The 15883-nt window shown below is 43.3% G+C and carries 13 protein-coding genes; 5 read left to right on the top strand and 8 right to left on the bottom strand.

The window, feature by feature from the left end; all coding sequences use genetic code 11:
• The first annotated feature begins 181 nt into the window (after positions 1-181).
• Entirely contained in the window at positions 182-2845 is a 2664-nt protein-coding gene (locus tag H9W84_RS04635; protein WP_239741966.1) for an AAA family ATPase, read from the top strand.
• A gap of 19 nt (positions 2846-2864) precedes the next feature.
• Here H9W84_RS04635 and H9W84_RS04630 read toward each other — a convergent pair whose 3' ends face one another.
• From H9W84_RS04630 to ftsY, 3 genes are read right to left on the bottom strand one after another with little or no spacing between them, the layout of a single operon-like run.
• Positions 2865-3398, bottom strand: coding sequence for a methylated-DNA--[protein]-cysteine S-methyltransferase (locus H9W84_RS04630; RefSeq protein WP_065252492.1), 534 nt, complete (start codon positions 3396-3398; stop codon positions 2865-2867).
• 1 nt (position 3399) lies between these two features.
• Positions 3400-4521, bottom strand: coding sequence for a DUF4268 domain-containing protein (locus H9W84_RS04625; RefSeq protein WP_239741964.1), 1122 nt, complete (start codon positions 4519-4521; stop codon positions 3400-3402).
• Between the two features lie 3 nt (positions 4522-4524).
• Positions 4525-5736 (bottom strand): signal recognition particle-docking protein FtsY, encoded by a 1212-nt coding sequence (ftsY, locus tag H9W84_RS04620; RefSeq protein WP_420846646.1) that lies wholly within the window; start codon positions 5734-5736, stop codon positions 4525-4527.
• A gap of 320 nt (positions 5737-6056) precedes the next feature.
• Between ftsY and H9W84_RS04615 the strand changes: the two genes are divergently transcribed.
• Both H9W84_RS04615 and H9W84_RS04610 read left to right on the top strand, forming a co-directional pair.
• Entirely contained in the window at positions 6057-7571 is a 1515-nt protein-coding gene (locus H9W84_RS04615; protein WP_239741962.1) for a M16 family metallopeptidase, read from the top strand.
• An 83-nt stretch (positions 7572-7654) separates the two neighbouring features.
• Positions 7655-9133 carry a M16 family metallopeptidase gene (locus H9W84_RS04610; protein WP_239741960.1) on the top strand — a complete coding sequence of 493 codons (1479 nt, stop codon included), beginning with the start codon at positions 7655-7657 and terminating at the stop codon, positions 9131-9133.
• A gap of 32 nt (positions 9134-9165) precedes the next feature.
• On the opposite strand, the gene H9W84_RS04605 is transcribed toward H9W84_RS04610, so the two are convergent.
• Positions 9166-10104, bottom strand: coding sequence for a D-Ala-D-Ala carboxypeptidase family metallohydrolase (locus H9W84_RS04605; RefSeq protein WP_239741958.1), 939 nt, complete (start codon positions 10102-10104; stop codon positions 9166-9168).
• A 378-nt stretch (positions 10105-10482) separates the two neighbouring features.
• Here H9W84_RS04605 and rodA point away from each other — a divergent pair, with 378 nt between their 5' ends.
• Both rodA and H9W84_RS04595 read left to right on the top strand, forming a co-directional pair.
• Positions 10483-11628, top strand: coding sequence for a rod shape-determining protein RodA (rodA, locus tag H9W84_RS04600; RefSeq protein WP_050324246.1), 1146 nt, complete (start codon positions 10483-10485; stop codon positions 11626-11628).
• Between the two features lie 426 nt (positions 11629-12054).
• Positions 12055-12639, top strand: a complete 585-nt coding sequence (locus H9W84_RS04595) for a septal ring lytic transglycosylase RlpA family protein (protein ID WP_099833790.1) — start codon at positions 12055-12057, stop codon at positions 12637-12639.
• A gap of 133 nt (positions 12640-12772) precedes the next feature.
• Here H9W84_RS04595 and H9W84_RS04590 read toward each other — a convergent pair whose 3' ends face one another.
• The 4 genes from H9W84_RS04590 to H9W84_RS04575 all read right to left on the bottom strand — a co-directional run bounded on the left by H9W84_RS04590 (position 12773) and on the right by H9W84_RS04575 (position 15858).
• Positions 12773-13960 (bottom strand): vWA domain-containing protein, encoded by a 1188-nt coding sequence (locus H9W84_RS04590; RefSeq protein ID WP_239741956.1) that lies wholly within the window; start codon positions 13958-13960, stop codon positions 12773-12775.
• A 9-nt stretch (positions 13961-13969) separates the two neighbouring features.
• A complete protein-coding gene (locus tag H9W84_RS04585; protein ID WP_239741954.1) occupies positions 13970-14299 on the bottom strand; it encodes a hypothetical protein in 330 nt (109 codons plus the stop codon).
• Positions 14300-14351: 52 nt separating this feature from the next.
• Entirely contained in the window at positions 14352-15254 is a 903-nt protein-coding gene (locus H9W84_RS04580; RefSeq protein ID WP_239741953.1) for an AAA family ATPase, read from the bottom strand.
• A gap of 148 nt (positions 15255-15402) precedes the next feature.
• Positions 15403-15858, bottom strand: a complete 456-nt coding sequence (locus H9W84_RS04575; RefSeq protein ID WP_007116910.1) for a hypothetical protein — start codon at positions 15856-15858, stop codon at positions 15403-15405.
• Positions 15859-15883: the final 25 nt, after the last annotated feature.

Genomic DNA, 15883 nt, shown 5'->3' with positions numbered 1-15883 from the left:
ATTTTATCAACAAAAAACCACATCATACTGATACTTTATTACTACTTACCAAAACCTATCTGTTAACTATAAGTGACCCTAAACCTTAGACTTCAGACCCTAAGCACTGTCATTCTAACTGTCACTGTCATTGTTTATCTTTTCCACTACCGCTTTTTAATGCGTTGATGAAACTTGTTTTATGAAAAATACCCTTGCAAAATCTGTTCGTACTACCCCTGTGACTTCAAAATCCTCTTCTATCATTACCGATACCATCAAATCTGACAATTTACAGCCTGTTGCAATCTCGCACTTGCGCCGTTATACCGACCCAGCGACCTTGCCAAAAGATAGCCACCATACCAAAACGCTTGAAATTGGCTTTGGGCAAGAGCGCGCCTGTAAAGCGATTGCCACTGCGCTTGATATCAATGCCAATGGTTATCATATCTTTGCTGCAGGTGAAAACGGACTGGGCAAACGCACCTTAATCACTCGCCTGCTACAAGCACACGCCAAACAAAAACCCACACCCAATGACTGGGTGTATGTGCATAATTTTGTTGATGCGCGTACCCCGATTGCACTTGACCTTCCTGCTGGCATGGGCAAGCAATTAGCAGAAGATGTCAAAACCTTTTGGCTGACCACCAAACGTCAGCTCAATCAGCGTTTTCGCAGTGAGCACTATCAAAGTAAAGTAGAAGCCATAAAGAATGAAATTAGCCTTCGAGAAGAGCAGGTCTATCATGCGCTGCATGAAGAAGGCAAACAATATTCACTTGCGTTAGCGCTGCGACCTTCGGACAATAAACCGATTTTTATCAAATCAGATTTTAGTGACAACCGAGCCGATGGCAATGACAATGACAGTTACAATGATATCGAGCCAAGCGATGGTTATTTATCAATCAAACCTGCTAATAAATTGGGTCGCCAAAAATCCAGTGGTAAAGCACCAGTTTTACCACTTAAAGCCAATCAAACCTCTAGTACCACAACTAGCGCCTCTAATAATACCTCGAGCGCAACCAATCAAGCCAGCTTTGGCTTAACCCCAAAATCGCCGTATGTTGCCAATTATCAAGATAAAAACCACATGCAAAAACGCTTGAGCCAACTGACCGTTGAGCTTGAGCAAATTGAAGATGAAGCCAATCAGACCCTACAAGCGCTACACCACTCATTGACTCGGCGTACCTTAAAACCATTGATGGAGCCGTTATTTGACAAGTATCAAGCCTTACCAAAGGTTCGTAAGTATTTGCAAGACGTGCATGACGATATCGTCAATCATGTAGAGCGAATTATCAATGAAGATGATGAAGAGTTTTTGCCCAGCCATTTCTCGCCATTGCCAGCGCGCTATTTTGTCAATGTGATTGCAAGCCATGCGCCCGATCAAGGCGCACCGATTGTATTTGAAGACTTACCCACCCATTTAAATTTACTCGGGCATGTCGAGCAAATTACCCATTTAGGTACTGTATCAACGGATGTCAGTCTGATTCGCGCCGGTTCACTGCATCGTGCGAATGGTGGTTATTTGGTGCTTGAAGCAACTAATTTGCTTGAATATCCGTATGCGTGGCAAGGTCTCAAACGCGCGCTGCAAAGCCGCCAAATCAAGATGTCGAGCCTTGAGCAAATGCTGACACTGACCGGCAGTATCAGCCTTGAGCCACAACCGATTAAGCTTGATGTCAAAGTCATTTTACTCGGTGAGCCAGACTTGTATTATGACCTGCTAGATTTTGAGCCTGAATTTAATGCCGTATTCAAAATCCGTGCAGATTTTCATGATCGCGTGGTACGCAGCCACGCCAACGAACAAGCGATGACCGCCAAAATTGCTGATATGATAAGCAAATACCAATTGCTAACATTTGATAACACCGCGTTGGCGTGTTTATTGGATTATCTCAGCGAGCAAGCAGAAGACCAACATGAGTTAAGCCTACATGGGGACAGATTGGCGCAGCTCTTACTCGAAGCCAATCGTCATGCCATCATCAATCAATCAGAGCTTAGCCCTGAAAACACAGTAACCGCTAGCCACGTCCGCCAAGCCATTGATGATATTCGCCATCGCTCGGGTTATTTACGACAATTGTTCTGGCAAGAGCTAGAAAAAGGGCAACAGCTGATTAGCACCCAAGGCAAAGCGATTGGTCAAATCAATGCGCTAACGGTCATCAGCTACGCCGATAGTGAGTTTGGCATGCCTGCGCGATTGACAGCGTCAGTGCATCACAGTGCCGCGCACGCCGATATTGTTGATATCGAGCGCGATGTGGATTTAGGCGGCTCTATCCATGCCAAAGGCGTGCTGATTATGAGCAGTTACCTAAAAGCACTGTTTGCCGAAGACCACACGCTCAACTTTACCGCATCGCTGGCTTTTGAACAAAGTTATGGCGGTATCGATGGCGATAGCGCGACAGTAGCTGAAACTTGCGCGCTGCTGTCTGCCCTATCGCAAACCCCCATCAATCAAAGCTTTGCGGTCACAGGATCGATGAACCAATTTGGTCAAGTCCAAGCGGTCGGCGGCGTCAATGCCAAAATCGCCGGGTTTTATGATGCGTGTGTCGAGCAAGGCTTAACGGGTAAACAAGGGGTGATTGTGCCCAAAGCCAATTTGGCGCAATTGATGCTGCGTCAAGATATCATCGATAGCGTGACGGCAGGTAAATTTACCATCTATGCCGTAGAGCATGTCAATGAAGCCATGTATCTATTGACGGGTCTGGCGCCGGATGAGATGACCAAAAAAGGCAAGTATCGTAAAAATACCGTTTATGGTCGTATTTATGAACGCTTAGAAACTTGGGAAGAAAAAGACGCAGATGACAAAGAATAACACCTCATTGGGTTATTGTTTATCGCTGATAACTTGCTTGCTCTATATCAAGCAATGTTTGCTTAATCTCAATCCCACCGGTGTAACCGCCCAATTTGCCATCGCTGGCAATCACGCGATGGCAAGGAATGATGAGACTTAGTGGGTTGCGACCATTGGCCTGCGCGACTGCGCGAAAGCCTTTGGGATTATCCACTTGTAGCGCAAGCTGTGCATAGCTGATTGTTTGACCGTAAGGGATTTGTCGTAATGCTTGCCATACTTTTTGCTGAAAGGGTGTGCCTGTGTAGAGGGCGATGGGCATATCAAACACTTGTCGCTGTCCATTAATATATTCGTCAAGTTGACTGATGGTATTTCGTAAGACTTTGGCATCGTCATCTACTGAGTCAGCCAAATCTTTGCTTTGTATATAGTGCGCTTGTGCAGTTAATTGCTGTAGGATTTTTTGCGTTTTTTGGGTTTGCCAATCAAGCGCGATAAGACAACCCTTATGTGCGACAAGGGTAATTGTTGGTAATTTGATTGATAGTTGGTAGTTTGTGGTAAGCATTTTATAAGACAAATTTATCTAGAAGTGATTTAAGAATTTTCTGCATTTTATAACTTTCTTCAATCAAAAATTCGTTTGCACCCCGCCATTCAGACTTGTCTGAATATCCAACTGCTTCATTTGTGATAATTATAAAACTATATACAGTTTCAGGACAACGCTCCCAATTAACAGGATATTGAAATTTTGATTCGATTTCTTCTTTATGCTGATATAAATAGTCGAATATTTTTAAAGTGTCTTCTTTATTATTACCTTTTATTTCAACTCTAATTTTTACAGATTCCTTTGTAATTACAACACTTATTCCGACACCATTTCCTAATTTAGTACCTAACCAATTATCTTTACTTGGTGTCCTATTAGCATATAAATTTTCAGCATTTGATAAAGTCGCATCGATAAATTGCGACCAAAAACTCATTAGTACGCTTTGTTTATTATTTTTGATTTGAATGTCTTCTTGTTTTTTCTCCGCAATATCTATCATAAAGCTTTCAACTTCGGGTACAGGAATAATTTGCTGAGTATCAAAGAAAAAGTCATTATTAAATTTAAAAAGTTGGCATTTTATACAACGGATATTAATACCAAAATTCATCAGCCATAATACAGCTGATGTTACTTCTTGACGGAATTCAGCAGCGACTAAAATGATTCGTTGCGAAGTTTCATTGGGATTTAATCCAATATCATCTTCTGTGCTATCGCTAAGAAATTCATTTATTTTTTGTTTAGCGCTTGCAATATAATCATCAGAGTTTTGGCTATCATATTTTCTAAGATAGTCAGCAAAAATATTTATGATTTTCTCATCTGTAAGTCGAGAGCAATAAGATGCATATTTCACAGACTGCCATACAACATCTTTACCAGAACTATCCGTTTTATTTTCAATAATGACTAAATTACCACTTTTATCTAACGCCAATAAATCTAATCTTTCAGACGTATTGTCAAACCCGTTAAATTCTTTTTGAATAATTAATAATGGCTCGCCAAGACATTCTGGATTGCTCACAATCCATTCTTGCAAATCTTGGCGCTCTCTAAAACCCACTTCACTAAATTGAATTTTATCAATATTAGTCATCTGCTTATTAGCAATATTTAAGTGATACATGAGTTACTCATCTTTTTCAAACAGGGCTTTGACAAAATCATCGGCTTGAAATGGGCGCAAATCATCAATTTTTTCACCCACGCCAATAAAACGAATCGGCACATTGGTGTTTTCAGCGATATTAAATACCACGCCGCCTTTTGCCGTACCATCTAATTTGGTGACGGTCACGCCTGTCAATGGCACTGCCTCATTGAAGATTTCTACTTGATTTAGGGCGTTTTGTCCTGTACCCGCGTCGAGCACAATCATGGATTCATGCGGTGCTGTCGGATCGGCTTTTTGCATGACGCGAATCACTTTTTTCAGCTCTTCCATCAAATTGGTTTTATTTTGTAGACGCCCTGCGGTATCGGCAATCAGCACGTCAATGCCACGGGCTTTGGCAGATTGAATGGCATCAAAAATCACCGAGGCACTGTCTGAGCCATGGCCTTGGGCGACAACAGGGATATTATTGCGCTCCCCCCAAACTTGCAATTGCTCGGTGGCTGCCGCACGGAACGTATCACCCGCTGCTAACATCACTGATTTGCCTTCACCTTGCAGACGTTTGGCAAGTTTACCGATGGTGGTGGTTTTACCCACGCCATTGACCCCCACGACCAAGATGACAAATGGTTTTGTGCTAGCATCCACCACCAGCGGCGCAACTTTGGGTGTCAAGATATCGGTTAGCTCTTTTTGTAGCGCTTTATACAGTGAATGCGAATAAATCAAATCACCGCGGGCAGTGGCTTCGGTCAAGTTTTTGATAATGCGATTGGTGGCATTCACCCCGATGTCGGCGACCAACAGTTGGTCTTCGACTTCTTCAAGTAGCTCATCGTCAATTTCTTTACCACCAATCAAAATATTGGTTAAGCCTTCGGTCAAGTTTTTACGACTTTTTGACAAGCCTTGCTTCATGCGGCTAAACCAGCCCCCTTTTTGTTCAGGTTCTGCGGTTGGCTCAGCCGTATTGGCAGATGGCTGCTGTGTGGCTGCAGGCTGCCCTTGATGTTGGCTTTGCGGCATTGGTGACACAGATTGGGATTCCACAGGTGCTTGCAGCGTTGACGTTTGGGCGGCTTCAGCGATACGCGGCGTTTCAATAATTGGCACATCTTGCACAGGCAGATTGGGCATCGTAGCATCATCAAAATTAGTCGGTTGGTTATTAAAATTAATTACCACCTTATTAGAAGCATTGTTATTAAATTGGTTGCTACTCATATCATCGCCTATGGTTAAATTTGTCATTAAAATATTGAGATGTATAAAATTATAACAGTGTTTGTTCGCAGTTTGAAATAAACATGCTGTCAATCCCTTAAACCCATAGGATGTGTGGTATGGGAAAAAACTGTCCGTTTACAGCTTGCTGCGCTAAAAATTTGCAGGTGGTATTTAGTCACATTTAACTGTGCAGTGGCCTTTCAAATAGCAATCAATGCCAACATCCGTTATCATGGTTTATCTTTTATAATGCCTGCAAACCCCATTTCCCCACAATCAGAAAAACCAGATTAAAGATTAAAAGTTAAAGAGAAACTATGTTAAACCGAAACACTGTGTCAAAACCCACATTTTTTAACCTTACCCTCCTCGCTGCCGCCCTGACCTGTACGCTCTGTGTATCAGGTTGCAGCACTTCGCAGACCATTGCAGCCAAAACCATGCCGACCAAAACGACCCCGACTGTAGTGAATACGCCTATTAACGCGCATCCAACTGCTAACGCGGTACCTAATGAAACCCAGCAAACGCCGAGCCCCACCGATTTTGACAGCGATAAGGCAGCAACGCGCCATGAATATACGCTGGATAATGGCTTAAAGGTGATAATCAAAGAAGATCACCGCTCCCCTGTGGTGATAAGCCAAGTATGGTATCGCGTGGGTGCCGCGGATGAACCCACTCATTTAGGCGGTATGTCGCATTTGCTTGAGCATATGATGTTTAAGGGAACAAAAAATGTGTCCTCAGCAGATTTTGAACGCCTTATTGCCAAATTTGGCGGTAGCAATAATGCCTTTACCAGCTATGACTACACCGCATATTATGAAATTTTCCCTGCCAATCGTTTAGCGCTCGCCCTAGAGCTTGAAGCCGATCGGATGAGCCATTTAGAGCTAAAGGACAGCGACTTTACCGCTGAGCGCCAAGTGGTGATGGAAGAGCGCCGCCAGCGGACCGATGATAACCCAAACGCCCGCGCCTATGAGCAGTTTAGCAAAATGGCGTATCCCAATAGCCCCAAAGGGGAATCGGTCATTGGTCCCATGGCAGAAATCGAATCCATTGGATTAAAAGACCTAACCGATTGGTATAAAACATGGTATGCACCCAATAATGCGACCTTGGTGATCGTGGGCGATGTCAATCCCACAGAGGCCATCAATGAAGTCAAAAAATACTTTGCCAATAAAAAACCGCAAACCCTGCCAACACGCCCCAGCGTGATACAGCCAGGCTTTCGTGGTTATCAAGAAAAAACCACCCAATTACCGGTACAAGTGCCTATGGTTATGATGGCGTTTAACGTGCCGACGCTTACCACAGCAAAAGACCCCAAAACCGCCTATAGTCTATCGCTACTAGCCGATGTACTCGATGGTGGTCTATCTGCACGCCTAGAAAAACGCCTAGTACGGGAAAAACAGCTACTAGCCTCAGTCGGCAGTGGTTACAGTGCCTTTAGTCGGGGCGATGGGCTATTTTTAATCCAAGCTACCCCGCGAGATGGCGTTACGCTTGCCCAAGCCAAACAAGCAATCATTGCTGAGATTAACGCGCTCAAAACCCAACCGATTGCACAAAGTGAACTGACCCGTGCCAAAACCAACACCATGACCAGCTTGATTTATAGCCAAGATAGTATCAGCGGACAAGCGCAGATGATTGGCAGTCTAAACAGCATTGGGCTTGATGATCGAATGGTGTTTAACCTACCCAAAACCTTAGATACCATCACAGAAAGTGACTTACACGCTGCCGCTAGCAAATATTTGGTTAACGACAATTTAACCGTGCTCAATGTGGTAAAAGAAAACAAACCCAATAAATAACTATAAAACCAGTAACTTAACTTATCCTGACTTAATTTGCCCACATTGCTTGTCAGACCATCCTTAGAATTTTGAGAAAAAAAATGAAACCACGCTTAGCTAAAATCTTATTACTAATGACCACCATTGCCACGCAAGGAGGCCATGCCGAACCTGCCACCCATAGCGATGCTCACAGTAGTGGCAATGTTGACCCCACCGCACCTATTGCCGCTTTAGACAAATTAACCAGTCTAAAAACGACGGCACCGTTAAAAGTGACATTACCCGATATCATCCACTTTACGACGGATTCGGGTACCCCAGTGGCTTTGGTACAAACCCACAATTTACCGATTGTGGATGTCAGTGTGTATTTTAATGCAGGCTCGGCTCGTGATGAAGCCATTAAAAAAGGCGGTTTTGGGATTGCCAGTCTGACCGCGAGTATGCTGGATCAGGGCACACGCCATAAAAGTGAAGATGAGATTGCCGAAACCAGTGAGCAGCTTGGGATTGATTTATCTGCCCGTGCTTATAAAGACATGTTTATCGTGAGTTTGCGCAGTCTATCCGATGAAGCGCGTTTATCCCCTGCGCTTGGTTTAATGAGCGATATGATGACCCAGCCTACGTTTCCAAACAAAAATTTTGAACGTACCAAAGCCCAGTATCTAATCAGCCTGCAACAGGCCAAAGAAGACCCCGATAGCATCGCAAGCAACGCCTTTGCTGCGGCGCTTTATGGCAATCATCCCTATGCCCACCCCACCCAAGGCACGGAAGAGAGCATTGCCAAAATTAATGCGACCGATCTTAAAGCTTTTAGCCAGCAGTTTTTGGTAGCGAAGAACGCAAATATTGCCATTACAGGCGATATCAGTCTTGAGCGCGCGCGGGCGCTTGCCAATCAGCTAACCGCTCAAATGCCTGTTGGCACAGCTGCCCCAAAGCTTGCCGATGCCAAACCTTTGAGCGCCGCTAAAACGATTCATATCCCATTTGACAGCACCCAAACCACCGTCTTGATGGGGCAATTGGGTCAAAAACGCGTGGTGGATACTTTAGGCTTGCAGCATCAAACCAACTTTGCCATTGCCGATGAAATCATCGGGGGCGGCAATTTTCAAGCCAGATTGATGGAAGACATCCGTAAAAAACGCGGACTCACCTATGGCATCTATAGCAGCACCACGCCGATGCTTGCCCAAGGTAGCTATACCATTAGTTTTTCTACCCGTAACCAAAAGTCGCAAGAAGCAATTGAGGCGACCAAGCAAGTCATCAAAAATACGCTAGAAAAAGGGGTAACGCCAAACGAATTGGCTTTAACCAAAGACAGTTTAATCAACAGTTTTCCCACCAGCTTTGCTAGCAATGCCGCCATGAATGCCACAGTTGCTATGATGGGGTTTTATCAGCTGCCAGATAGTTACTTGACCGAGTACGTGACACGCGTGCAGCGCGCCGACCTTCACGCTGTCAATCAAAGCTATAAAGACCTCATTGACCCTAACAAGTTTTTGATTGTGACGGTTGGGAACGCCACGCCAAACACAACCGCAACAAAAACCGCTAAATAGCCAATGTTAACAGCTTAACAGTTGCGACAGGATTAAAAACGACAGGGTGATGAGCTTGAGCTATGGCTTGCGCCCCATTTTCGAAAGCCTTGCGTATCAAGATGCACTGAGCCTGTCGGATACAAGCCAAGTCCAAAATTATAGCTTTGCCCGTTGGACTGCCAAAACTGGCAAAGCCCATCAAAGGTACTTTCTATCGCCCATTTGTTGGCTTCGTTTTCAGGTATCCAAATATCAATCGCGCCATTGGTCATGTGCTTACTCTCACCCGCACCGCCCGCGCAATCATTCAATGCAGGGTTTCGATATACGGAGCGTATCACTGTCGAATACGGCAAATAACCTTGTTTTTGCAGTTGCTGCAGCATTTGCAGGGTGGGCACGATATTTTGCCATAGTGATGCAGGCGGCACTTCATACGGCTCAAAACCGCAGCGCCGTGCATCTCTGGCACTCGTGATTAACTGATCCATCGGCGGAATACTGCCTAATTGGCTTTGCAAGTAATTTTGATACGCCAACACTTCTGATTGCTGGTAACTGTGGCTAGCTAACCAATCTTTAAAATCTGCATCATTGGTATAGACAACGTTACTATTGTATCGTGTGCTATTTTTGAGTGCGCGATAGTCTGTTGTAGGTCGGGTTGTGTTTTGACGGTTTAGAATAAGACCGCGCATATTATCAGTCTGTGTCACGGTGGTATTTTCAGGGTTTGGCTGGGTTTGATGAACGATGGTCGTAGTAGGTTTTCGGTTATCGACGGGTGTGACGGGATGATTACACGCGATAAGCAATGTCATTATCGTCCCTGAGCCAACAATGCCTGTTAAAATCTTGGTTTTGGTATTTTGAGTCTTAGTAGTGTTGATATTCTTGGTATTGGCACTCTTGGTATTGGCATACTTTGCTGTTTGCGCGTTGTCTTCGATAATGGTTGGTTCATTTTTGGGCTTGTTTTGATGTGTCATGGACTGCCTATTCACGTTTCGTCAAAATGGAAAAACACCACGGACTTATGAGCAACTGTCAAAAAAGTAGGCTTGATATGTTTAGCTAATCATGCCCACTTGATAATTGTTTTTACTTAACTAATTTTCACTTACTTAAATTTTCACTTACTTAACACTTACTTAAATTTTCACTTACTTAAATAGTTATGTTCATTTCATAATTAAGCTTAATTAATAGCTCACTTAATATAGTGACTTATTTCTATGAAACAAGTGTTATAAACTATTACATTATTAAGACTACCAAAATCACATTAAGCCATATAAACTATTGAGCCTATTTTTGTGTCTTTTTACAGACTTATTGTCACCGGGTTAATTTGATGTTTGGTGTGTATGGTAGATAAGATTGGACAGTACCGTTTTTCTAGGCAAGCTCATCACTTTGGTAATGACAGTCTACCCTCCTTTTGGCAGCGCGTGCATTTAGACCCTTGGTTATTGATGCTATTGTTTGTCACAGCTTTGTTTGGTTTAGCCATTTTATATAGTGCCTCTACTCAAGACATGGGAATGGTCATCCGTCAAACCATTAGTTTTACCATCGCGTTTGTAGTGATGATTGTCATGGCGCAAATCCCGCCCAGTCTTTACCGTGATTTTACCCCGTTTTTCTATGTGGGTGGCGTGGGATTACTGATACTGGTCAAAATTATTGGTGAGGTGCGTCTGGGTGCGCAGCGCTGGATTGATATTCCTGGATTTGGTAGTGTACAGCCGTCAGAGTTTATGAAGCTTGGCATGCCGATGCTCACTGCTTGGTTTTTATCCAAACGCGACTTGCCGCCAAGTTTATCGACAGTGCTTATCACGCTGGTGGCGATTGGTATTCCAGTGCTGCTAATTGCTGAGCAGCCCGACTTGGGTACCTCTATATTGGTGGCGTCTAGTGGCTTATTTGTGCTGTTTTTATCGGGTTTACCTTGGTGGATGATTGGCTCTGCAGTGGCGCTGTTTATTCCCTTTGTTTTTGTGGCTTGGGAATACCTGCTACACGACTACCAGCGCAGACGCGTGCTAACTTTGCTAGACCCTGAAAGCGATGCCTTGGGGGCTGGATGGAATATCATGCAGTCAAAAACCGCGATTGGCTCAGGGGGACTCACAGGTAAAGGCTACTTGCAAGGCACACAATCTCATCTACACTTTTTACCAGAAGGTCACACCGATTTTATCATTGCGGCTTTTTCTGAAGAGTTTGGCTTAATTGGTGTGATTTTACTGATGTTCCTGTATTTTTGTATTCTATGCCGCGCCTTATTTATTGCTTACTCCAATACTGCTGTCTATAGCAAATTACTCTCTGGCGCGATTGCCATGTCATTTTTTGTCTATGTGTTTGTAAATGCAGGCATGGTGGCAGGTATTTTGCCAGTTGTCGGTGTTCCTTTGCCATTTATCAGCTACGGCGGTACTGCTTTAATTACTTTGATGGCAGGATTTGGTTTAGTGATGTCAATTGCCTCACATAATGTTAAATAACTATCAGCCTCTTTGCAAAACTATTTTATTTGTAAATAGCCTATTTATAAACAATTCATTATGTAACTATTTATGTAACTTGGTATTTTTAAATGTAAAAAACGTAAAAGAGTTAGCATAAAAGATATCCTTTTTATGAGTAGTTTTAAACAATTATGATGGTAAAACTTAATAATTTTTACCGTTTATCTATTTTTTTATACCGTTTATCTAAATAAATCGTGATTTTAATCGCGTAATTGCTTATTGTGGGTCATCAAGATTGAACAATTACATACCGAAACAAAGTAAAATTTGTAAACTAATTGTTAAATCTAATAAATTTTCTTGGTGCCCTATAAGCGATTTGTATGCATGACATATCAAGGCTTATGTGCTCCCAAATATAAGGCGCTCATTGTAAAGAGCGATTGTTCAGAGGTCATTATGTCAAAGCGTCAATCGAATTTAGCTAATGTAGCGACGTTACTTTGCTTTTGTGGCGTAACGGCGCTTAGCTCAACTACCCAAGCAGCCACGAGCAATTTAGATCACGTACTTAATGAGTTAACCCGCCAGCACAACAATGCATCAGACTTAGTCAAATCCGCGCGTCAACCTCGCAACCTTGCCTTAGAAAGCCAACTTATCAGCCAAGACACTTCACAAGCTAGCAAAGATGCAGACGTGTTAGAGCGTCTTTCTGCCGTTGCATCTAATACGGTCAATCGTTTTAGCCAAACGGGTGTCGCCTCTTGGTATGGTCGTCAATTTCAAGGTCGTAAAACTGCTAGCGGCGATACTTTTGATTCCAATTCGTTGACGGCTGCCCATCGCTCATTGCCAATGAACTGTTATATCAAAGTAACCAACAAATCAAACGGCAAAAGCGTTGTGGTAAAAGTCAATGACCGCGGTCCATTCTCAAGCCATCGCGTCTTAGATTTATCGTATGCCGCCGCCAAACAAATTGGCTTAGCCAGCACAGGTACAGGCAACGTCGTTATTGAGCGTGTGGCCGGTCCAAACTAATGTTAGCTGACTAGGCAGCTTTTAGCTTAATATCAACTTTTAGGTGACTAGCAGATTTTAGGTAAACTAGCAGCCTATCAGCACAAAAAAAAGCATGAAATTGATTTATGCTTTTTTAATTGCCTTAACAATACTACCGCGCCAAATACTTGGTCATATCTTCAATACCATGCAAGGTCATCGGGTACATATGCCCTTGCATGATATCTTTGATTAAGCCGATGGTCTGGGTGTATTGCCAGTAGCTTGGTGTCTCAGGGTTGAGCCATGCGACTTTATCAAAGTGGTTAGTGATACGTTTTAGCCACGCCTGCCCCGTATCTTGGCTCATATACTCAACGCTACCGCCGACAGATAGCAACTCATAAGGCGACATTGCGGCATCACCAACAAAAATCACCCGATAATCACTGCCATATTTGTGTAGCACATCCAATGTGGGCACGGCACTGGCATTACGGCGGGCATTTTCTGTCCAAACATATTCATACACACAGTTATGAAAATAAAAAAATTCAAGCGTCTTAAATTCGTTTTTAGCGGCAGCAAATAAGCGCTCACACGCTTCGATATAGCTATCCATGCTACCACCGATATCAAATAGCATGAGCACTTTGACACGATTGCGGCGTTCGGGACGCAGCTGCACATCGAGCATCCCCGTTTGCGCGGTTTTCTTGATGGTTGAGCCAATATCAAGCTCATCAGCCGCCCCATCACGGGCGAATTTACGCAGTTTTCGCAGTGCCATCTGCATGGAGCGGGTTTCTAACTGGTTATCCGTGTCCAAATCGCGGTATTTGCGCTGCTCCCACACCTTGACCGCTGAGCGTTTTCGGCTTTCACCACCCACGCGGATACCTTCAGGATGGTCGCCATACGCACCAAAAGGCGATGAGCCGCCTGTACCAACCCATTTGTTACCGCCTTGGTGTCGCTCTTTTTGTTCTTTTAGCCGTTCCTCTAGGGCTTTCATGAGTGCTTCAAGCGAACCATATTTTTTGAGTAGGCGCCGCTGGGCTTCGGTGAGATTGTTGGGGTCAAGTTTAAGTTCCAGCCATTCTTTGGGGATATTACCCAATTTTGCCATCAGCTCGTCGATATCGAGTGTATCAATACCTTCAAAATAATCCGCCATGGCACGGTCAAATTTATCAAAGTATTTTTCGTCTTTGACCATACACAGACGAATCAGCTCGTAGAATTGTTCACGGTCGGCAAACACAATGCCTGTTTCTAGTAAGGCATAAAGGTCTAGCAATTCACGGGTAGAAACTGGCACGCCATAAGTGCGTAAGGTGTAAAATAAATTAAGAAACACTTTTTTTACTCAATTTTTAATTTTCTGTTTGCTTTCTTTCATCGCTTGTAAAATATTATCTATAAATTCTTCTCGTCTTTGATTAACATCATTCTGCACTATTTGCTTTAGTAAACTTAATAAAATAGATTCTTCTAAAAACTCTGGTTGGCTAAACCAAGTAGGGTTTCTACCTTGATTTGGATAGCCAACATAATTTTCATCTCCATTCCAACGAATTGCCAATTCTCTAAAATTATTACTTTCTCTTCTGCCCCAAATGGCTGAAAAATCTCCATTGTCGAATAAATCTAAAACGTCTTCCCAAATTTTGGGTCTAACTTCTGAAACGCTTGGCATAGTCAAAATCCTATTTTAATCAAATTTATTTAAATTTTTTAAGAGAATACAATCAGCGATTTAACCGAAGCATAAAGCCTATACGTTCAAGTAAACTCAAGTCATTTTCATTTTTGAGCAACGCTCCCGCCATGGGCGGTAAGTTATCGCTTGGATTTGTCAACCGTTCAATCGCATTTTGACTGCCCGCTTGCAAATCATCGGCCATGAGCAAACTAATCCAATCTATCAACTCAGAGGTAGATGGCGGCTTTTTTAAGCCTTTGACTTCACGCAGACCGTAGAACACCTTGAGTGCTTCATCCACCAAGTCTGCTTGTAGATTGGGGAAATGCACATCCACAATTTCACGCATGGTTGCTTGGTCAGGAAAATCAATATAATGGAAAAAGCAACGACGCAAGAAGGCATCAGGCAGTTCTTTTTCATTGTTTGACGTGATAATAACGACAGGACGATGATCGGCGGTAATCGTTTCGCCAGTTTCATACACATAAAATGACATTTTATCGAGCTCATGTAGCAAGTCGTTGGGGAACTCAATATCCGCTTTATCAATCTCATCAATGAGCAGTACCACACGCTCAGGACTGGTAAATGCTTGCCATAGCTTGCCTGCCTTGATGTAGTTAGCAATATCATACACGCGGTCATCGCCCAATTGACTATCCCGCAGGCGTGATACCGCATCGTACTCATACAAGCCTTGTTCAGCTTTGGTGGTTGATTTGATGTGCCAAGTTAACAGTGGCATATCTAAACTTTTTGCCACTTCTTCAGCCAGTAGCGTTTTACCCGTGCCAGGTTCCCCTTTGATGAGTAACGGTTTTTGCAATTGAATCGCAGCGTTGACGGCAAGTTTTAGGTTGTCAGTGGCGATATAACTATCGGTGCTTGCAAAACTGCTTTGGGTTGCGCTGTTTTGGATGGCAGCATTTTGCTGATGGTCAGACATAAAAAAACCTATGATAATCGTCAAAAATGAGTTTCAGACTATCATAAGTTTTAGGGAAAGTTAAGCTATAAGTAAAAGGTTAAGCTGTAAAAGATTAAGCTATAAAAAGTTAAGCGGTTACAGCTTGCTGGCTTATCACTATCATAGCTTAGCGGCTAGGCTGGCTGATATTGGCGTTATTTAGCGCATGTTTTTTGTTGGTTTTATCGATGCCCATTCGAAGAATTTGCCAAATAAAACCCAAAATACAGCCCACTGTAATGACAACCATAATTGGTAGCAACCCATTAAAGATAATTGCTGGATCTTTGAGTAAAATCCCATACACCACGGAAATACTCGCTGGTGCGATGTCAGGCGGGGTGCCAAGGGAAGTGGTGGGCGTGAGCAAAATCGCAAATAGAATAATCCAACTCAAGCCTGCAAGCGTTTTTGGCAAAATCCGTACCACTAAAATCCAAAGCAGTAATACGACAATGGAAGATCCCACATAAGCATATAAGGGTAATTTGTCTGGCGGCACACCTTGAACCAGCTGCGCCCACCAAATGATGATTTCGCCTAGCACATTACCGATTTGGTCGAGTGATAAAAATGCAAACATAATTTTGCCTTGCCAAAAATAGATA

Source organism: Moraxella tetraodonis, from assembly GCF_022359095.1.
In the GTDB taxonomy this organism is placed as follows: domain Bacteria; phylum Pseudomonadota; class Gammaproteobacteria; order Pseudomonadales; family Moraxellaceae; genus Faucicola; species Faucicola tetraodonis.
Note: the sequence above shows the minus strand (reverse complement) of the source record. Positions and strands in the feature narration are given on the sequence as shown.

Coding starts and splice junctions, on each gene's coding strand:
- H9W84_RS04635 (WP_239741966.1), top strand. CDS start 182: ATGAAAAATACCCTTGCAAAATCTGTTCGTACTACCCCTGTGACTTCA.
- H9W84_RS04630 (WP_065252492.1), bottom strand. CDS start 3,398: ATGCTTACCACAAACTACCAACTATCAATCAAATTACCAACAATTACC.
- H9W84_RS04625 (WP_239741964.1), bottom strand. CDS start 4,521: ATGTATCACTTAAATATTGCTAATAAGCAGATGACTAATATTGATAAA.
- ftsY (WP_420846646.1), bottom strand. CDS start 5,736: ATGAGTAGCAACCAATTTAATAACAATGCTTCTAATAAGGTGGTAATT.
- H9W84_RS04615 (WP_239741962.1), top strand. CDS start 6,057: ATGTTAAACCGAAACACTGTGTCAAAACCCACATTTTTTAACCTTACC.
- H9W84_RS04610 (WP_239741960.1), top strand. CDS start 7,655: ATGAAACCACGCTTAGCTAAAATCTTATTACTAATGACCACCATTGCC.
- H9W84_RS04605 (WP_239741958.1), bottom strand. CDS start 10,104: ATGACACATCAAAACAAGCCCAAAAATGAACCAACCATTATCGAAGAC.
- rodA (WP_050324246.1), top strand. CDS start 10,483: ATGGTAGATAAGATTGGACAGTACCGTTTTTCTAGGCAAGCTCATCAC.
- H9W84_RS04595 (WP_099833790.1), top strand. CDS start 12,055: ATGTCAAAGCGTCAATCGAATTTAGCTAATGTAGCGACGTTACTTTGC.
- H9W84_RS04585 (WP_239741954.1), bottom strand. CDS start 14,299: ATGCCAAGCGTTTCAGAAGTTAGACCCAAAATTTGGGAAGACGTTTTA.
- H9W84_RS04580 (WP_239741953.1), bottom strand. CDS start 15,254: ATGTCTGACCATCAGCAAAATGCTGCCATCCAAAACAGCGCAACCCAA.
- H9W84_RS04575 (WP_007116910.1), bottom strand. CDS start 15,858: ATGTTTGCATTTTTATCACTCGACCAAATCGGTAATGTGCTAGGCGAA.